This window comes from Anaerorhabdus sp. (genome assembly GCF_036657415.1).
In the GTDB taxonomy this organism is placed as follows: domain Bacteria; phylum Bacillota_I; class Bacilli_A; order Erysipelotrichales; family Erysipelotrichaceae; genus Anaerorhabdus.
Map to the genome: position 1 here is coordinate 1 of NZ_JAVXGL010000009.1, position 18417 is coordinate 18417.

General features: G+C 31.7%; 21 protein-coding genes. 17 read left to right on the forward strand and 4 right to left on the reverse strand.

Features of this window, described 5'->3' with window-relative positions; translation table 11 throughout:
- Together RSB60_RS02270 and RSB60_RS02275 are read left to right on the forward strand one after the other, a co-directional pair.
- The coding region (locus tag RSB60_RS02270; RefSeq protein WP_332614308.1) for a YitT family protein at positions 1-354 on the forward strand (354 nt) is incomplete at its 5' end.
- 115 nt (positions 355-469) lie between these two features.
- Positions 470-2101, forward strand: coding sequence for a putative manganese-dependent inorganic diphosphatase (locus tag RSB60_RS02275; RefSeq protein WP_323380442.1), 1632 nt, complete (start codon positions 470-472; stop codon positions 2099-2101).
- Between the two features lie 95 nt (positions 2102-2196).
- Here the strand turns inward: RSB60_RS02275 and mgtE are convergent, their stop codons facing one another.
- The 4 genes from mgtE to tgt form a co-directional block, all read right to left on the reverse strand.
- Positions 2197-3540, reverse strand: coding sequence for a magnesium transporter (gene mgtE, locus RSB60_RS02280; RefSeq protein WP_323380441.1), 1344 nt, complete (start codon positions 3538-3540; stop codon positions 2197-2199).
- Positions 3541-3703: 163 nt separating this feature from the next.
- The gene (locus RSB60_RS02285; RefSeq protein WP_332614311.1) at positions 3704-4375 is read right to left on the reverse strand and encodes an epoxyqueuosine reductase QueH; all 672 of its coding nucleotides are present in this window, start codon (positions 4373-4375) and stop codon (positions 3704-3706) included.
- Positions 4368-5396: a tRNA preQ1(34) S-adenosylmethionine ribosyltransferase-isomerase QueA gene (queA, locus tag RSB60_RS02290; RefSeq protein ID WP_332614313.1), complete on the reverse strand. Its 1029-nt coding sequence runs from the start codon at positions 5394-5396 to the stop codon at positions 4368-4370. Before queA ends, RSB60_RS02285 begins: the two co-directional genes overlap by 8 nt.
- A 2-nt stretch (positions 5397-5398) precedes the next feature.
- Positions 5399-6529 carry a tRNA guanosine(34) transglycosylase Tgt gene (tgt, locus tag RSB60_RS02295; RefSeq protein WP_332614315.1) on the reverse strand — a complete coding sequence of 377 codons (1131 nt, stop codon included), beginning with the start codon at positions 6527-6529 and terminating at the stop codon, positions 5399-5401.
- Between the two features lie 94 nt (positions 6530-6623).
- Between tgt and RSB60_RS02300 the strand changes: the two genes are divergently transcribed.
- The 15 genes from RSB60_RS02300 (at position 6624) to RSB60_RS02370 (ending at position 18334) form a co-directional block, all read left to right on the forward strand.
- Positions 6624-7088 (forward strand): hypothetical protein, encoded by a 465-nt coding sequence (locus tag RSB60_RS02300; RefSeq protein WP_323380437.1) that lies wholly within the window; start codon positions 6624-6626, stop codon positions 7086-7088.
- Positions 7085-7378 carry an ArsR/SmtB family transcription factor gene (locus RSB60_RS02305; protein ID WP_323380436.1) on the forward strand — a complete coding sequence of 98 codons (294 nt, stop codon included), beginning with the start codon at positions 7085-7087 and terminating at the stop codon, positions 7376-7378. The genes RSB60_RS02300 and RSB60_RS02305 overlap by 4 nt, the downstream gene beginning before the upstream one ends.
- 10 nt (positions 7379-7388) lie before the next feature.
- On the forward strand, positions 7389-8381 hold the full coding sequence (locus tag RSB60_RS02310; protein WP_332614319.1) for an alpha-hydroxy-acid oxidizing protein: 993 nt from the start codon (positions 7389-7391) through the stop codon (positions 8379-8381).
- Between the two features lie 82 nt (positions 8382-8463).
- Positions 8464-8805, forward strand: a complete 342-nt coding sequence (locus RSB60_RS02315) for an Inorganic pyrophosphatase (RefSeq protein WP_442879651.1) — start codon at positions 8464-8466, stop codon at positions 8803-8805.
- A gap of 178 nt (positions 8806-8983) precedes the next feature.
- Complete coding sequence (locus RSB60_RS02320) at positions 8984-9526, forward strand: DUF4358 domain-containing protein (protein WP_332614321.1); 543 nt, start codon at positions 8984-8986, stop codon at positions 9524-9526.
- 58 nt (positions 9527-9584) lie between these two features.
- Positions 9585-10928 (forward strand): MBOAT family O-acyltransferase, encoded by a 1344-nt coding sequence (locus RSB60_RS02325; RefSeq protein WP_323380432.1) that lies wholly within the window; start codon positions 9585-9587, stop codon positions 10926-10928.
- A gap of 11 nt (positions 10929-10939) precedes the next feature.
- Positions 10940-12046: a DHHW family protein gene (locus RSB60_RS02330; protein WP_332614323.1), complete on the forward strand. Its 1107-nt coding sequence runs from the start codon at positions 10940-10942 to the stop codon at positions 12044-12046.
- 9 nt (positions 12047-12055) lie between these two features.
- Positions 12056-13381 carry a 23S rRNA (uracil(1939)-C(5))-methyltransferase RlmD gene (gene rlmD, locus RSB60_RS02335; protein ID WP_323380430.1) on the forward strand — a complete coding sequence of 442 codons (1326 nt, stop codon included), beginning with the start codon at positions 12056-12058 and terminating at the stop codon, positions 13379-13381.
- A 138-nt stretch (positions 13382-13519) separates the two neighbouring features.
- Positions 13520-14071, forward strand: coding sequence for a DUF4256 domain-containing protein (locus RSB60_RS02340; protein ID WP_332614325.1), 552 nt, complete (start codon positions 13520-13522; stop codon positions 14069-14071).
- A gap of 88 nt (positions 14072-14159) precedes the next feature.
- A complete protein-coding gene (locus RSB60_RS02345) occupies positions 14160-14594 on the forward strand; it encodes a GNAT family N-acetyltransferase (RefSeq protein ID WP_332614327.1) in 435 nt (144 codons plus the stop codon).
- A gap of 3 nt (positions 14595-14597) precedes the next feature.
- Entirely contained in the window at positions 14598-14768 is a 171-nt protein-coding gene (locus RSB60_RS02350) for a hypothetical protein (protein WP_332614329.1), read from the forward strand.
- Between the two features lie 121 nt (positions 14769-14889).
- Positions 14890-15762: an ABC transporter ATP-binding protein gene (locus RSB60_RS02355; protein ID WP_332475301.1), complete on the forward strand. Its 873-nt coding sequence runs from the start codon at positions 14890-14892 to the stop codon at positions 15760-15762.
- A gap of 8 nt (positions 15763-15770) precedes the next feature.
- Entirely contained in the window at positions 15771-16562 is a 792-nt protein-coding gene (locus tag RSB60_RS02360) for an ABC transporter permease subunit (RefSeq protein ID WP_332491645.1), read from the forward strand.
- Positions 16563-16572: 10 nt separating this feature from the next.
- Entirely contained in the window at positions 16573-17373 is an 801-nt protein-coding gene (locus RSB60_RS02365; protein WP_332614332.1) for an ABC transporter permease, read from the forward strand.
- Between the two features lie 76 nt (positions 17374-17449).
- Entirely contained in the window at positions 17450-18334 is an 885-nt protein-coding gene (locus tag RSB60_RS02370; RefSeq protein WP_323380423.1) for an ABC transporter ATP-binding protein, read from the forward strand.
- Positions 18335-18417: the final 83 nt, after the last annotated feature.

Genomic DNA, 18417 nt, shown 5'->3' on the forward strand with positions numbered 1-18417 from the left:
GCATGTGCATTCTTATTTGAATTACCAGTTGCAATTTATTCAATAATTTATCAAGTTATGTTTTCATTTGTAGTTGATAAAATCCATTTTCAAAACATTGAGATTAGTGCAATGATATTCACAAAAAATCGTGAGATTAAACATATTATAAATAAAGAAATGGTACGAGGTGTAACATACTGGAAAGGTATGGGCGCTTATACGGATGAAGAAACGGAAGTTCTAGTTACAATAGTAAGTAAATATGAAATTCCACAGCTTCAAAAAATAATTTATGATTTAGATCCTAAAGCATTTGTAATCATTACAGATGGGCTTAAAGTAACTGGCGGCTATGAAAAGAGACTTATATAAACAGGCGATGCCTGTTTTTTTAACCTTTTTTTACAATAAATTAAGGTTTAAACCGCTTACATTTAAAAATAGGTGTGTTACAATTCTTATAAAGAAACACAGTGGGAGGAAAGTTATGCGAGATGTAATCTATGTAACAGGGCATAGAAACCCTGATACGGATTCTATTTGTTCATCAATCGCTTATGCAAATCTAAAACAGCAATTAGGTCAAAATGCTATTGCTTGTAGAATTGGTGAATTAAACACAGAAACAGCCTATGTTTTAAAGAAATTTGATGTAGAAGCTCCAAAATTAGTAGAGAACGCAAAATGTCGATTGGAAGATATTGATATTGATAGTGCATCATTAATTCACCCAGATTTAACGATAAAAAGAGCTTGGGAAAAAATCACCCTAGGGAAAAACAAGAGTTTATTTGTGGTCGATAGTGAGAATAACTTACTAGGTGTTGTATCAATGTCAAATATTTCAGATGTTCAAATGAAAGATATTGAACAGGTACAAGAGTTAATGAAGGATGTACCAATCTCAAACATTACCGAAACAATCGAAGGAAAATTATTAATAAATCCAACTAATCTTCATATGGATGGTGATGTGAAAATTATGATTTCTCGCAATAATAATTTCTTGGATGAAGAGTTTGAGAATAGTGTAATTATTATGAGTGATAATGAAGTTTTACAAGAAAAAGCAATTGAGAAAAAAGCAGCTTGTTTGGTAATTACTGAAGGAAAAGAAGTTTCACAAAAAATAATGGATATGGCAATAGCAAATGATTGTGCAATTATTACAACACCATATGATGCGATGAAGGTAGCACGATACATTTATCAAACTCCTCCTGTGTCCATGATTATGACGAAAGATATTGTTACATTTAAGATTTCTGATTATGTTGATGATGTATCAAAAAGAATGAGTAAAACGCGTTACCGTTCATACCCAGTTATTGATCATAAAGGACATGTAATTGGTGCGGTATCACGTTTCCATTTATTCTCTTATACACGGAAGAAGTTTGTTTTACTTGATCATAATGAAGCTTCACAAAGTGTTGAATCACTAGAGGTGGCAGATGTATTAGAAATAATTGATCATCATCGAATTGGTGATATTGAAACAAGTAATCCAATTAACTTTCGAAATCAAAATTTAGGAAGTACGTCTAGTATTATTGCACTTATGTATAAGGAAAATGGTATAAAGCCTACTAAGAAGATTGCTGGATTATTATGCTGTGCAATTATTTCTGACACAATGAATTTTAATAGTCCTACAGCAACTGCAGTAGATAGAGATATTGCAACCGATTTAGCAGCAATCGCTGAAATTGATTTAGACAAGTTATCTATTGAAATGTTTGAAGCAGTCGCAACATTAAGAGGTTTATCATTTAGCGAAATTCTCTATAATGATTTTAAAGAATATTCAATGGAAGGCTTTAGAATTGCAATCGGACAAATTAATATTTTAGATATTAAGGAATTAGAAATTATTCGTAGAGAATTTGTTTCTTATATGGAAAAAATAAATGCAATTAATAAATATGACTTACTTGTTATGACATTTACAAACGTTGAAGGCAAAGGTTCAAACTTTATTTACATGGGTAAACTTTCTTGGGTAATTGAAGAAATGTTTGATAGTTGTAAAGAAAATGATGTATTGTTTGCTAAAGATATCGTTTCAAGAAAGAAACAAATAATTCCAAGATTAGCAGCTGCGCTTAAGCTAGCTTAAAAATTAGGAATACAATAACCACGTTATTAAGACGAAAGTTTGAAAACGTGGTTTTATTATGAAAAAAAGCAGATTATTTATCTGCTTATAGAATATTAAATTAAGTATGGAAGTAACATAGTTGCTAAGCCTAAAAATGCAAAGAAACCAAGTACATCAGTAGCAGTTGTTACAAAAACACTAGAAGCTAAAGCGGGGTCAATATTCATCTTTTCCAAAATGATAGGAACGGCATAACCTGAAACAGTAGCAACAACTAAGTTGAATACCATTGCGGAACCAGCTACAATCCCTAAGTATGGATTTCCAAAGAAGAAATAACAACCTATCGCAACAACAATACCAAGGATAGTACCAGTTAATAATCCAACTCCAAATTCTTTGAAGAAGACTTTCTTAGCATTCTCACCAGTAAGCTCACCTAAGGCAATACCTCGTACAATGATTGTCAGTGATTGTGTACCAGCATTTCCACCCATTCCTGCAATGATAGGATTAATAGCAGCTAGGGCAACAACAGCTTCGATTGTTGAAGAGAACATAGCTACAACAGATGCAGCTAACACGGCTGTGACTAAATTAACTGATAGCCATGGTAAACGTGATTTAATAGATTCAATTAAGGTACCATCAACTTTTTCTTCCGCATTTAATCCAGCCATATGGTGGATATCTTCGGTAGCTTCTTCTTTGATGATATCGACGATATCATCAATTGTAATTACACCTTTGATAATATCTTCATTATCAACGACAGGGATCATGACATAATCATATTTATCAATGATATAAGCAACTTCTTCTTGATCGTCATTAGTATTTACTGTTTGAACATTAGGATTTGTAATTTCAGAAATGAGTGTATCAAAAGGAGAAGAAACTAAATCTCTTAAAGATACGACACCTTTTAGATGTCCAATTGAGTCGGTTACATATAAGTAATAAGCCATTTCCGCATTTTGAGCTACTTGTTGTAGATATTCTAAAGTTTTTTGAACAGTTTTGTTTTCACGAATACTGATAAATTCCTTAGCCATAATACCCCCAGCAGTATCAGGTGCATAGGATAAGAGTTCCTTTACTTCCGCAACATCTTCAACTGACATCTTGCTTAGGATATCTTTACTTTCTTCTTCATCCAATGTTTGAACAAAGTCCGCAATTTCATCCGAACTCATTTCTTCAAGAATTTCTTTTTGTCGATTTGTAGAGAACTGTTTCAACAAATCATAGATATCCTCATCATCTTCTTCATCAAGAAGGTGTGCAATTGTTTCATCGGACAGACGATTGAGTATTTTGACAGCATCATCATCATTTTCATGAATAATGCTTAAAAGGTCCACTGGGTGGACAAATTCAATCATCTCTTGGAAGTCATAATCATTAGCATTTAATAAAAAATTTTTTAATTCTTGTTTAGATATTTCTAGATTCATCAAATTCCTCCTTTAGTTAGGAAAGAACTTTACCTTTTTGGCAAGAACTTTCAGTATTTCTCTGTCTCGGGTTATTATTATCCGTTTCCATTCTTACCACCCCATTTCACGCTCTTTTATTATAGCTTGGAAACGAGGTAAATGACACAAAAAAAGTGTAAACTTACACTTTTCTTTTTAGATATTCTTGATATGAATAAATACATCCACAATATTGTTGCCGATATAAATTATGCTCGGTTGATAATTCTCTTCCACGATCTATTCCCTTCTTCTTTTTAAAGTCCGAATGAAAGTATTTTGTAGTGGGGTAAAGGGCTTGTAATGAAGTTCCAATTTCATTTATTTTTTGACTGTCTTTTTGACGTGATATAGTCATCACAGTTGTGAAATATTCATAGTTGTTTTTACTTGCGTATTCAAATGATTCTTTCATGCGCTTGGTATAACATAAGAAGCATCTTTCACCACCTTCAGGTTTATCTTGTAGTGGTTCAAGTATTTTAGTATAGGCATCATTATCATAGATACACTCAATTAGTTTTACTTCATACTTTAATGAATGATTAACTTCAACTAAATAACGTTTTAATTCATCTAAACGCCGATGATATTCAGCACTTGGATAAATATTAGAATTATTATAATAGATTGTGCAATCAAAAGTTTCACTTAAAAATTCAATAGGGAATGCAGCACATGGTGCGCAGCATGCATGAAGTAAGAGTGTAGGACGATGGCTTGATTGTTTAATTCTTTCAATTTCATCAATACTTTGTTGATAATAGTTCACTTTGTTATTACTTTTTTGAATATTTGGAAATACTCTATTCATTGCTAATCAACATACTATCGCCAAAAGAAAAGAAACGATACTCTTCTTTAATAGCTTCATTGTATGCCTTAAATATAAGTTCTTTTGTAGCAAATGAACTAATCATCATAATTAATGTTGATTTTGGTAAATGAAAGTTAGTAATAATACAATCGACAGCTTCCCATGTATAACCTGGATAAATGAAGATTGCAGTCTCACCATGACATTCTTTGAAACATCCATATTCTTTATAGATAGCTTCTAAGGTGCGAGTACTTGTAGTTCCTACAGTAATAATTCTTCTGCCTTCTTTTTTCGCAAGATTCAATGCATCAGCGGTATCTTGATCCATCCAATACATTTCAGAATGCATAATGTGATCTTCAATGGTATCAGTATCCATCGGTCTAAAAGTTCCTAATCCAACATGAAGAGTCACATCCTTGATGATAATTCCTTTATCACTAAGTTGTTTAAACAATTCTTCAGTAAAATGTAGTCCTGCAGTTGGTGCAGCAGCACTTCCTTTTACTTTTGCATAAACAGTTTGATAGCGTTCAGGATCATCTAGTTTTTCTTTTATGTAAGGAGGAAGAGGGACATTACCTAAACGTTCAAGAATTTCAATGAAGATACCATCATACAACATCTTCATTTTACGAATTCCTTTATCTCCTATTTCAATACATTCAGCACGTAGCTCACCATCATGAAAAGAGATGATTGAACCAATTTTGACAACTTTGGCATTACCTACAAGACATTCCCAAATATCGCCTTCTTGCTTGAGAAGTAGTAATTCAACATGAGCACCGGTTTCTTCTTTTGTACCAAATAGTCGAGCGGGAATTACACGTGTATTATTTCTTACTAATACATCACCAGGTTTAAGATAATTTACTATATCATAGAAATGCTTATGTTCTAACTCGCCTGTATTTTTGTGTACAACAAGTAAGCGGCTTTGTTTACGATCGCTTAATGGATGTTGTGCAATTAAATGTTCTGGTAAATCGAAGTCAAATTCACTTGTTTTCATAATTAAAATCCTCTTTCATCGAATGCATACTTTTCAAGGATTTCTTTTTTGAAATCACCAAAGCGATCTTCCATAATTGCTTGACGAGCTTGTTCTGTTAAGCGAAGAAGAAAGCGGAGATTATGAATAGACATCAGACGATTTCCTAATCCTTCATTACAACGATATAAATGATTTAAATATGCACGTGTATAGTTTTTGCAACAAATGCAATCACATTCTGGGTCTAGTGGTCTAAAGTCTTCTTTATAGATGGCTTTTTTAATATTGATTCTACCTTCACTTGTCATGAGTGTTCCATGTCTTGCGATACGTGTTGGCAAAACACAATCCATCATATCAACACCACGTTCAATCGCTTCAAGAATATCATTAACAGCCCCAACACCCATAAGGTAACGAGGCTTATCTTCAGGTAAGTATTTTATTGCATACTCAATCATACGATACATTGTTGGTTTATCTTCACCAACAGATGTTCCACCGATAGAGTATCCTGGAAAATCCATCTTTACTAATTCTTCAGCACAATGTTTACGTAGGTCTTCATAATCGCCACCTTGTACTATGCCAAATAAGGCTTGATCATCTTTTCTTTCATGAGCATCTAATCCACGTTTTGCCCAACGTAGTGTTCTTTCAACACTGTCTTTAACATAATCATAAGTTGCTGGATATGGAATACATTCATCAAAAGACATAATCATATCTGCACCGATTTTATTTTGAATTTGAATTGATTTTTCAGGACTTAAGAAAAGTGTTGAGCCATCTAAATGACTCTTAAAGGTAACACCTTCTTCTTTTATTTTTCTAGCGTCCGCTAAAGAGAATACTTGAAATCCACCACTATCTGTAAGCATAGGGCCTGAATAATTCATGAATTTTTGAACACCACCTGCTTTTTGAACTATATCTTCACCAGGTCTTAACCATAAATGATAGGTATTTGCCAAAATAACTTGTGATCCTATTTCGTACAATTCTTCAGGCGAAATAAACTTCACAGTTGCTAATGTTCCAACAGGCATGAACATCGGCGTTTGGACATCTCCATGAGGAGTATGTAGGGTACCACAGCGGGCACCAGATTGTTTACAACGATGTGTAACTTCAAAACTAAAATTTTTCATAATATCACCGCGTATTATTATACAGTACTTGTAAATAATATGATAGAGAAACGTCGTATTGAGTGGTATAATTGAAGATAGTTAGGGTGATAAAATGAAGTCTAAAATACTAAGAATTAGAAATATTCCAAAAGAACCACCAATAATTGCTACAGTGAGCGTTAAACCGAAAAATGGTTTAATCGTTATGATTTTTGCGAGTTTTATAATGATGATATTTAATGATTTATTTTCATATATTGGGGTTTTGATGTTTGGTATGTCTGCATTTTGTTTGTTTGTATTACCAGATCGTAAGTTAATTGATTTTACTCATGATTATATAATTTTATACAATTGTAAGGAAAGAGAAAACTGCAGTCTTATTTATTGGGAAGATATATTAACTTGGCAATATATTTGGCGTGCAGATCATGATGATTTAGAAATTGAATTAGTAGACCATACTGTGAAAACCATAGAATGTTTCTCAAGAAAAACGGTGGTCCCTTTATTAAGAGCATTTGTACGTGATAAAGAAAAAGTAATAATAAAAGGAAAGCGAGTGAAGACTACATGAAAAATGTTGATCTAGAATCACAATTTGAAGAAATGTCATTATTGTTTAAAATGTTTTCCGATAGTACCCGTTTAAAAATTTTAAATTTATTATTTGAAAAAGAACGATGTGTTAGTGATTTTATAGAAGAGTTGCAAATGAGTCAATCTGCTGTTTCGCATCAACTAGCATCACTTAAAAAAACGCATTTAATTAAATCAAGAAAAGCTGGAAAGAATGTTTACTATTCTTTAGCAGATGAACACATTGAGAGTATTTTTAAAATGGCTTTAGACCATGTGAACGAATAAGGAGATAAGAATGAAAAGAGAAGCAACACTTTGTAGACAGTGTCCAGTATGTAATGGATTCGCATGCCGTGGAGAGATTCCAGGATTAGGGGGAATTGGTCAAGGAATTTCATTTATCAACAATGTTAAAGAATTGGCTAAAATAAAATTGAATTTAGATGTATTGAATGATGTAAAGGATATAGATACATCAACTGATTTATTTGGTGTGAAGTGTGATTTACCGTTATGTTGTGCACCAATTGCTGGAATTAGAAATAATTATGGCACAGATATTAGCGATTATGATTATAATACTGAACTTGCGAAAGCATGTAGAGAAGAAAATATATTGTGTTTTGTAGGTGATGGTATTGATTTTGAAAACTATTTTCATTTACCTGCAAAGGCATTACATGAACAAGGTGGAAAAGGATTTTTAACAATTAAACCTTGGCAAATGGAAACGGTTAAACAACGTTTTGAAACAGTTAAGGAGTTTGATGTCTTAGGAGTTGCAATGGATATTGATGCAGCAGGCTTGCCGTTATTAAGAAATGCAAAGACTCCAGTAGAAAATAAAGACATTCGTGCTTTACATGAAATCAAAAAATTATGTGGTGATAAACCATTTATTGTAAAAGGAATCATGACTAAAGAAGCTGCACTATTAGCACTTGAAGCTGGAGCAGATGGAATTATTGTCAGCAATCATGGGGGTAGAGTATTAGATGAAACACCAGCAACAATCGAAGTGTTGGAAGAAATCGTTGAAGCGATAAATGGCCGATTAACAGTCCTTGTGGATGGTGGCTTCCGTACTGGAAATGATATTTTTAAGGCGATTGCTCTTGGTGCTGATGCAGTACTAGTAGGACGTCCTTTAGCACTAGCATGCGCAACAGAGGGTACTGATGGAGTAAGAAATAGCATTCAAAAGCTTAAAAAGGAATTCATTCATGCCATGCGAATGACTGGATGTGAAAATATTTCTGCAATAACGCATACAAAAGTAAGAAAATAAACTGAAAACATTTTCATTTATTTGAAATTTGTTTACATTCCTTTCATTTTTGCTATAATGATAGAGTAAATGAGGTGCAAACATGGCAGATTTTGAAAATAATGCTTTTTTTTGGCAAAAAATAGATACATTGTATCTTTCTTCCAAATTAGAAATTATTCGTGAAAAAGGTTCAAAACACCCAGAATTCGGAAATCTTGTATATCCGGTTGAATACGGAAGATTGAAAGATACGAGTACATCAGATAATGAAGGTATTATGGTATTCAAAGGTAGTGAAAAATCAAGTAGTGTATCAGCAATTATTATTGCGGCAGATATATTGAAAAAAGATTTACAAGCAAAATTGTTGATTGGATGTTCCAAAGATGATTTTACGTTTTCTAAATCAAACAGATTATCAAAAGACAATTTTGGTACGTAGAGGACAAGAAATACCTAGTTGGGGATTAACCGATTAACCTGTAGAAATGCAGGTTTTTTTAATGCCTATATTTAAATTGAAGACTTGTTCACATAAAATTCAAATTAAATTAAAAGACAAGTAAGGCGTGTTTTGGTATAATTCGTTTAGCATTTCAAAAGAAATGCTAGGAGGAAATATGAAAAAATTAGTTTGTCTTTTATCTTTAGCTTTAATTTTGGTAGGTTGTTCATCAACACCGAAAAATGAAGCTACACCAACACCGGAGGCTACACAAACACCGAGTGTTGATCAAGGGGAAGAAGGGACAACGGGAGGAGAAACTGCTAATTTAACAGAACTTCAAAAGAAGATAGATGCTGTGTTAAATAGTGGAAAATATGAACTTCCTGGATTCATGATGGCTGATGAAGCTACTTTGGGGAATCTTTACTATCTTACTACTGAGGATGTAAATGATTATGCAATATTTTTACCAATGATGAATGTTCAAGCTACTGAAATTATGGTAGTTGAAGCAAAAGATGGTAAAGTTGAAGCAGTGAAAGAAGCGTTAGATAAACGTCTTGCAGATTTAGATAGCACTTGGGCACAATATTTACCTGCTCAATATGAACTAGTACAAAACCACGTTACATTTACTGAAGGTAATAATGTAGTTGTAGTTATTGCAGAAGATGCACAAGCTATCGCTGATGATATTCAAACTGCATTAAAGTAATATGGTTTTCAGTAGCGTAGTATTTTTATTTGGATACTTGCCGTTAACTTTAGTGGTGATGAAACTGTCACCGCTAAAGTTTCGTAATCTATTCTTGTTGATTCTCAGCCTAATATTTTATGGCTGGGGAGAACCAATTTATATATTAATTATGTTATTATCAACAGTTGTTGACTATTTCAATGGCTATATGATAGATAAGCATAAAGATAATAAAAAGATTGCAAAGAGATTTGTAATTTTTTCAATATGTTTTAATTTAGGATTATTAGGATTTTTCAAATACTTTGATTTCATTGTATTAAATTTAAACCAATTAGGCTTTGAGTGGTTGAAACCACTAGGACTTGCATTACCGATAGGAATTTCATTCTATACATTTCAAACAATGTCTTATCCAATAGACGTTTATCGTGGACAAGCAGATGTACAAAAAAGTATTATATCGTTTGGTGCCTATGTAACAATGTTTCCACAACTGATTGCAGGACCAATTGTTCGCTACAAAGATATCGCAAAACAACTTGTACATCGTGATGAAACAATGGATAAGTTTTATAATGGGGTACAACGTTTTGTAACTGGATTAGCGAAGAAAGTATTACTCGCAAATAACATTGGACTACTTTGGGAAACAATCCATACGTTACCGACATCACAAATGTCTATTTTAACAGCATGGTTAGGTGCCATTGCCTTTGGATTTCAAATTTATTTTGACTTTAGTGGATACAGTGATATGGCAATAGGCTTAGGAAAAATGTTTGGATTTGAATTCTTGGAAAATTTTAATTATCCATATATATCAAAATCAATCACTGAGTTTTGGCGCAGATGGCATATATCCTTAAGTACTTGGTTTAGAGACTATGTGTACATTCCTTTAGGTGGAAATAGGTGCAGTAAGTTAATGAACTATCGTAATATTTTAATTGTATGGTTTTTAACTGGATTGTGGCATGGAGCTAGTTGGAATTTTATTTTATGGGGTCTATACTTTGGAATTCTATTAATGATTGAAAAATCATTCTTATTGAAAAAATTAGAGAAATCAAATGCATTGGTTGCACATAGTTATACTTTATTTTTGATATTAATTAGTTGGGTCATTTTTGCTTTTGATGATTTTGGAAATTTACTTCATTATTTACGAATGATGTTTGGGTTTGAAGGATTATCTTTCATTAACTCATATTTCATGTTTTTTATAAGAAACAATATTTTCTTACTTATCATCCTATGTATTGCATCAACACCATTCATCAAAAACTATTATCATCGCTATATTGAAAATAAGAAATGGGAAGTTCTAGTCCCAGTTTTAGTCGTAGTAGGCTTAGTATTATGTACTGCATTCATTGTGGATGCAAGTTATAATCCATTCCTATACTTCAGGTTTTAGGAGGGTAGAAGATGAAAAAGAAAGTTCAACTGATTACAGTCTTCGTGTTTTGTGCCTTTTTAGGAGTTTTAACAATTCTTAATTTTATGAATCCAGATAAAGAATTCTCTGAGAATGAAAATCGATATTTGAAACAATTTCCAGAATTCTCAATCAAAAAACTACTTAAGAATTCATATACATCAGAATTGGATACTTATTTAAATGACCAATTCATCTTTCGTGATAATTGGATTGGTATAAAAGCATTTTCTAAAATTGGAACAGGAAGTATTGAAAATAATGGTGTTTATATTGGAAAAAATAAAACCTTGATTCAAATGTTTTCTAGCTATGATGAGAATACTTTAAATAAATCCATTTCACAAATCAATAAATTTGTAGAGAATCTAGATATACCTGCACAGTTAATGATTGTCCCAACTGCAAGTGATATTGATCAAGATTTATTACCAATGTTCTCATTTAATATAAACCAAGAAAATATCTTAGCGGTAATTGAATCACAAGTAAAAGGTGATTGGATTAATGTTTCTGATGCCTTGGCTAATCAAAAAGATGTATACTTCAAGACGGACCATCACTGGAATTCACATGGTGCATATCTCGCTTACAAAGCCTACTGTCTTCAAAATAAATTAAATGAAGAACAGTTTGATTTTGAAAAAGTAACAGATGATTTTAAAGGAACTTTGTTGTCAAAAGCGGGAGTATTTTGGTATCCAGGTGATGCAATGTACAAGATGATTCCACAAAAATCAATCAAATCAGAGGTAATATTTGAAGACGGAACATCCATGGATAGTCTATTTGATTCACAAAAACTTGTAGAAAAGGATAAATATGCGTATTATTTAGGTGGTAATCATTCACTTGTTACAATTAAAAATGAAGGTGTAGTAAACGATCAAGGAAAGATATTGGTTGTAAAAGACTCGTATGCTCATATTTTTATACCTTATCTTGCCTCACATTATTCAGAAATCATCATGATTGATTTACGATATTATCGTTTACCACTTACGGAGTTAATTGCGTCTGAGGATATTAATCAAGTTTTATTTCTTTATAATTTAGAAAATTTTGTGACTGAAAAGAATTTTGCCTTCTTACGATAGGAGTAAAGTATGTTAAAACAAAAAATGAGAATTATTAAAATTGGAATCAATGGAGAGGGTATTGGCTATGTCAATAAAATACCTGTTTTTGTAGAAGGTGCACTCGTTGATGAATTAGTTGAAATTGAAATTTTAGAAAATTTTGGAAGCTACATGAAAGCAAAAACAGTGCGAGTAATAGAAAAGAGTCCATTTAGAGTAAAACCTCGTTGTTCACTAAGTGAAAAATGTGGGGGATGCTCAATGATGATTTGCGATTACAAAAAACAACTTGAGTATAAAAAAGAGTTATTACGAGAAACATTAAAGAAATATGCAAATATTGATGGAAGTATAATTGAAGATGTTGTACCAAATCCAACACCATTTAATTATCGTAATCAATGTAAGCTACCTGTTAAGTGGTTAAAAGGTACTTTATACAGTGGTATGTATGAAGCCAATTCTAGTCGTTTAGTCTATATGGATGATTGTCAAGTTCATGAAAAAGGATTAGATAAAACTCGAATGGCAATCATGAAAGTATTGAATAAATATGGTTTTAGAGACTACAATGATCAAATTGAACGCGGTATACGTACAATTGTATTAAGAGGTTTCGATGGGAAATACCAATGTACACTTGTAACTGGTAAAATGAAAATCGAAGAAGAAGTAATAGAAGAAATCATGAATATCGAAGGTGTTAAATCACTTTATCAAAGTGTAAATATCAGTAAAAAGAATATTGAAACTTTTGGTAAAGAGTTTATTCATCTAGGTGGTACTAAAACTCTTGAGTTAAAGATTGATGGAATTGTTTTAAGACTATCACCAGCATCTTTTTTCCAACTAAATCTAGAACAAGCTAAAAATTTATATAAAACAGCAATCTCATTATTAGAGCCTTGTGGAACACTTGTAGAAGCATATAGTGGTATAGGTGCTATCTCTTTACTTGCGAAAGATAAAGCTGAAAATGTTATTGGTATTGAATTTGTAAGAGATGCAGTGAAGAATGCGAATAATAATGCCCGTCTAAACCATTGTGAAGATAAAGTTAAATTTGTTAGTGGCGATGCTGGCGAAGAAATGAAGTATATTGCGAAAAAGGGTGATATTGATGCATTAATTGTCGATCCACCAAGAGCTGGACTTGATGAAGCAATGATTGAAAATATTCTTCGTGCAAGACCAAAACAGGTTATTTACATTTCATGTAATCCAGCTACACTAGGAAGAAATCTAAATGATTTATTAGACCGATATGACATAAAAAGAATTATTCCGTTTGATATGTTTTCACAAACACCACATATTGAAACACTATGTATTTTAAGAAGAAAAGCTCATTAATTTGAGTTTTTTTATTATACTGAATAAAGTTATTAGGTAATAGATATAATTGTTAAATAAAAAGTACTTTAATTGTTTTTTTACTGTACTTGGTATATGACTAAAGTAGGTAATAAATATCGAAAGTGAGATTAAATTATGCCAAATAAATTAAATGCGAAACAAAAAGAAGAATTACTAATTATTTTAGAAGAACGATTCAATAAAAATATGAAATTGCATAAAGGGATAAAGTGGGATGATGTTTTAAAAAGAATAACACCTGAAAAGTTAGCTTCTCTTTCAATGATGGAAGCGACAGGTGGAGAACCAGATGTCGTAGACATGGACAAGAAGACAGGCGAAATTATCTTTTTTGATTGTGCAAAAGAAACACCAAGTGAAAGAAGAAATCTTTGTTATGATAGGAAAGCTTTAGAAGCAAGAAAAAAATTTCCACCAGAAAATAGTGCTATGGACCTTGCTAAAGAAATGGGAATTGAGTTGTTGAATGAAGATCAATATCGTTATTTACAAAAATTATCAGAATTTGATTTGAAGACTTCAAGTTGGATTCTAACTCCTGAAAAAGTACGTAAATTAGGTGGTGCATTTTTCTGTGATCGACGTTATGATACAGTGTTCACCTATCATAATGGTGCTGATTCTTATTATAGTGGTCGTGGCTTTAGAGGATATATCAAAGTATAGTATCATTTTCATATCAAAGGAAAGCAGTAATTGAATCTTAAAGATTCAGTTATTGTTTTTTTGATATAATACGGTAAAAGGAGAAAGTATGATAAGACAATTAAGACAAAATGACATTCCCTCTGTTTTAAAACTAATGGATTTGGTGAAAGATGATTTTGCGGGATACAAAGAAGTTGAATTTCTAGAATCACTGATGCAAGCAATCGCTCACAATGAAGCAATCATTGATAAAAGAGGTGAAGATTGTGCAGGCTTAATTAGTTTTTCAAAATTAGAAAACGAACTTACTTTCTTAGCTGTTCATCCAAATTATCGAAAACAAGGACTTTCTAAAAAATTAATCAATGAATGTTTAGCACAGTTTGAAAAAGGTGAAGAAATTCATGTGATTACTTTTCGAGAAGGTGATACAAAAGGTATTGCGGCTAGAAAGTGCTATTTCTCTTGTGGGTTTGAAGAAGCAGAAACCTTAACTGTTTTTGGATATCCTTGTCAAAAAATGACAAAGAAAGTTGCATAGAATATGATTTATATAATTGAAATGGTCGGATGTGTTTCAGCGATGCTGTTTTGGCAATATGGATTTGCAGAAAAAAATAATCAACAAAAAACAAGGAAACAAAAACTAATTGGATTACTAGGTGCAAGTAGTAGTTTTCTCTTAATGATCATTGGATTTGTACTTCTAACGTAACGCTACTTCATGCAAGATGCATAAAATATTATGTGTCTTGCATTTTTATTTATGGAGAAAGGGTTATAATCTAATTGTCTAAAAGATGAGACATATCTCACTTGTTGAGGAGGAAATGAAAATGGGAATAGTTATTGAAACTAAAAAACTGACAAAAAATTATGGGAAATCTAGAGGGATTGTGGATGTTGATTTAATTGTAAATGAGGGTGAAATCTTTGGATTTATTGGACCTAATGGAGCTGGTAAATCAACGACAATTCGTACTTTATTATCATTAATTACTAAGACGAGTGGTGAAGCAACAATTTTTGGAAAAGACTGTCATGAATATCGTGTAGAACTACTTAAAGATATTGGATATTTACCAAGTGAAGTTTTCTACTATGACAATATGAAAGCAATTGACTTACTTAAATACTCTGCAAGTTTTTATAACAAAGACTGTACGCAACGTATAAAAGAACTAGCTGAAAAACTAGAATTAGATCTCAATAAGAAAATTGAAGACATGAGTTTAGGAAACAAGAAAAAAGTTGGAATTATTCAAGGATTATTGCATTCTCCTAAGTTGATCATTCTTGATGAACCAACATCTGGACTAGATCCTCTAATTCAAAAAAAATTCTTTGATATCATTAAAGAAGAAAATTCTAAAGGTGCAACAGTACTATTCTCATCACATATCTTAAGTGAAGTACAAAAAATTTGTGATCGTGTAGCGATTATCAAAGAAGGTAAAATTATAAGCACCCAAAAGATAAGTGACTTACAGGAAAATTCATACAAGAAGGTAAGTTTTACAAGTAGAAATAAACTTGAGCAATTACATCTTGAAGGCATTAGTCAAATGGAAATGATTGATAATAATGTTGCATTTCTTTATAAAGGTGATTGTAATAAGCTGATTCAAGAATTATGTAAATACAATTTAACAAATGTAGAAATTAGTGAACCATCACTAGAAGAGATTTTTCTTCATTATTATATTTAGGTGGCTATATGAATATAATAAAATTTGAAATTAAAAGACAGTGGATAACATTATGTTTGTGGACAATATTGTTCATTGCAGTTATGTTAGCGTTATTTATTGGTGTATATCCATTATTTCGTGATAGTTTGAAAGACATCATGAATGTAATTAGTAGTATGCCCCAAGAATTTTTAAAAGCTTTCTCTGTTAACTTAAATACGATGGCAGATTTTAGTGGTTTCTATGAATTCTCTTATGCTTATTTATCACTTATGGGAGCAATCATGTCAGCCTCTTTTGGATTAGCAATTTTTGGAAGAGAGAAAAAAGTAAAATGCACAGACTTTCTCTTCACTAAACCATGTTCAAGACAAAATATCTTTGTAAATAAATATGTTACAGGATTAATACTAATTGTTGTATTCAATATATTTTACGCAGCTATCAGTTGTTTCTATGGAATGAAGTATGGTAATTTATTTGGCACAATGATATTAGCATCAAGTATGATGTTTCTAACACAACTCTTTTTCTATCATGCAGCTATCTTAGTTGCGATTTATTTAAAGAAAATCAGATCAGTGTCAAATACTGCGACGTTAATAGGATTTGCTGGTTTCATTATTGTAGCTTTGAATAATATACTAGAAATTGATGGTCTTCAATATTTATCACCATTAAAATATTTTGATCCGATTCGCTTTTTTGGCGGAGTAGTAACAGATTGGTCTGTCATGATAGTCGGTTGTGTTTTATTGGTGCTATTCATAGTGATGGCATTCATACTCTATATTAAACAAGATGTGAAAGCAGTATAGGTGGAAAAAGATGAATATTATTAAAAGAGAATTACGACTAGGTTTAAAATCTTTTATATTTTGGACAATAGGAATATTTATTCTCATTGTTATTGGATTAATAAAATTTACAGGTGTAGCTGGAAGTGGTGTTTCAATGACTGTTATCATTGATCAAATTCCCCGTGTAGTTCAAGCGTTAATTGGAATTGTTGGAATTAACATTGAAACGATTGGAGGGTACTATGCTGTCTTATTTTACTTTGTATCATTATGTGCAAGTATCTATGGTATTACACTTGCATCCAATGCAGTAAATCGCGAAACAATTGATAAAACGTATGAGTTTATATTTACAAAACCAAGAAGTAGATCATATATTCTTACGATGAAATTATTATCAGGATTTATCTATTTGACTTTATTCATGGTGTTGAATATTATATTTTCAATTATTGGTATTCAAATGTTGGATGTAGGCAAATCGATGATTAATGAGATTCTCTTATTTAGTGTGACTACATATTTGGTGAGTTTAACTTTTTATAGCATTACAGCATTATTATCAACACTTACTAAACAAGCAGATAAAGGTGCACTGTATGCAAATATCCTTTTCATGATTACATTTATCATTGGTATTATCGTGGATATGTTAGAAAAACCAGGTTTCTTAAGAATGTTAGCACCACTTAAATACTTTCTACCATCAGAGATTCTTAATGGAAGTTATAGTGTTATCTATGTTGTGCTTTGTATCGTGATTATTATAGTATCCTTAGTTGGTACGTATAATTTATTCAATAAGAAAGATATGAGTGCAGTAAATTAATACAATTTTAATGGAATATTCGTTATTCTTAATAAGTAAAAGAAAGGGGTTATGCTGAAAATGCATAGTGATTTGTATGATTAAAGTAAATGATTTAACACTTCAATATCATAGTGGAAAAGGTGTATTTGACTTAAATTTTGAAGTGAAAGAGGGGGAAGTTATTGGCTACCTTGGCCCCAATGGTGCAGGTAAGACGACAACAATTCGTGCTCTTATGGGATTTATTAAACCAGATAAAGGAAATACCACAATTAACGGTTTAGATTCATTTTCTGATGCACCTAAAATTATGAAGAGTCTAGGATATTTACCTGGAGAAATCTCATTTATTGATGGCATGACAGGTGAAGAATATCTCAAATATATGGCAGATGTTAGAGGGTTAAAAGATTTAACAAGACAAAAAGAACTTATTGAAATGTTTGAATTTTCGCCTAAAGGAAATATTAAAAAGTATTCAAAAGGAATGAAACAAAAACTTGGAATTGTGGCAGCATTTATGCATGATCCGGATGTATTGATTTTAGATGAACCAACAAGTGGATTAGATCCATTGATGCAAAATCGTTTCGTTGAATTAATTCTTGAAGAAAAGAAAAAAGGAAAAACCATTCTTATGTCGAGTCATATGTTTGAAGAAGTTGAACGAACTTGTGACAATGTGTTGATTATTAAGGATGGACGTATTGTTGCACATTCAGACATTGAAACACTAAAGAATACGCAAAGAAAAGGATTCGAAATAAAAACTCCAGATATTGATAAAGCGGTGCAAGTTTTAAGAGAAGCAGGATTTAATGCAATAGCTAATAATGGTGTACTTGAAGTATATGTAACTGGTGATAGTGTAGATAAATTTATTAAAACGTGTTCGTTGTTTATGGTAACTTCATTAGATATCAAAGCACAAACGTTAGAAGATGTCTTTATGCATTTCTATTCTAAGGAGGCAAAATAAAATGAGTTTACCATTATTTAAAACAACTTTTAAAAAGAACTGGGTCTTGGGATTAATCTTTACATTGGTACTTATGATGTATT

Excerpts from the sequence above, each read along its gene's own strand:
- RSB60_RS02345 (WP_332614327.1), top strand. The coding sequence starts at position 14,160 with ATGATAAGACAATTAAGACAAAATGACATTCCCTCTGTTTTAAAACTA.
- RSB60_RS02360 (WP_332491645.1), top strand. The coding sequence starts at position 15,771 with ATGAATATAATAAAATTTGAAATTAAAAGACAGTGGATAACATTATGT.
- RSB60_RS02325 (WP_323380432.1), top strand. The coding sequence starts at position 9,585 with ATGAAACTGTCACCGCTAAAGTTTCGTAATCTATTCTTGTTGATTCTC.
- RSB60_RS02365 (WP_332614332.1), top strand. The coding sequence starts at position 16,573 with ATGAATATTATTAAAAGAGAATTACGACTAGGTTTAAAATCTTTTATA.
- RSB60_RS02350 (WP_332614329.1), top strand. The coding sequence starts at position 14,598 with ATGATTTATATAATTGAAATGGTCGGATGTGTTTCAGCGATGCTGTTT.
- RSB60_RS02310 (WP_332614319.1), top strand. The coding sequence starts at position 7,389 with ATGAAAAGAGAAGCAACACTTTGTAGACAGTGTCCAGTATGTAATGGA.
- tgt (WP_332614315.1), bottom strand. The coding sequence starts at position 6,529 with ATGAAAAATTTTAGTTTTGAAGTTACACATCGTTGTAAACAATCTGGT.
- RSB60_RS02315 (WP_442879651.1), top strand. The coding sequence starts at position 8,464 with ATGGCAGATTTTGAAAATAATGCTTTTTTTTGGCAAAAAATAGATACA.
- RSB60_RS02370 (WP_323380423.1), top strand. The coding sequence starts at position 17,450 with ATGATTAAAGTAAATGATTTAACACTTCAATATCATAGTGGAAAAGGT.
- rlmD (WP_323380430.1), top strand. The coding sequence starts at position 12,056 with ATGTTAAAACAAAAAATGAGAATTATTAAAATTGGAATCAATGGAGAG.
- RSB60_RS02320 (WP_332614321.1), top strand. The coding sequence starts at position 8,984 with ATGAAAAAATTAGTTTGTCTTTTATCTTTAGCTTTAATTTTGGTAGGT.
- RSB60_RS02330 (WP_332614323.1), top strand. The coding sequence starts at position 10,940 with ATGAAAAAGAAAGTTCAACTGATTACAGTCTTCGTGTTTTGTGCCTTT.
- RSB60_RS02355 (WP_332475301.1), top strand. The coding sequence starts at position 14,890 with ATGGGAATAGTTATTGAAACTAAAAAACTGACAAAAAATTATGGGAAA.
- RSB60_RS02275 (WP_323380442.1), top strand. The coding sequence starts at position 470 with ATGCGAGATGTAATCTATGTAACAGGGCATAGAAACCCTGATACGGAT.
- RSB60_RS02305 (WP_323380436.1), top strand. The coding sequence starts at position 7,085 with ATGAAAAATGTTGATCTAGAATCACAATTTGAAGAAATGTCATTATTG.
- RSB60_RS02300 (WP_323380437.1), top strand. The coding sequence starts at position 6,624 with ATGAAGTCTAAAATACTAAGAATTAGAAATATTCCAAAAGAACCACCA.
- RSB60_RS02285 (WP_332614311.1), bottom strand. The coding sequence starts at position 4,375 with ATGAATAGAGTATTTCCAAATATTCAAAAAAGTAATAACAAAGTGAAC.
- RSB60_RS02340 (WP_332614325.1), top strand. The coding sequence starts at position 13,520 with ATGCCAAATAAATTAAATGCGAAACAAAAAGAAGAATTACTAATTATT.
- queA (WP_332614313.1), bottom strand. The coding sequence starts at position 5,396 with ATGAAAACAAGTGAATTTGACTTCGATTTACCAGAACATTTAATTGCA.
- mgtE (WP_323380441.1), bottom strand. The coding sequence starts at position 3,540 with ATGAATCTAGAAATATCTAAACAAGAATTAAAAAATTTTTTATTAAAT.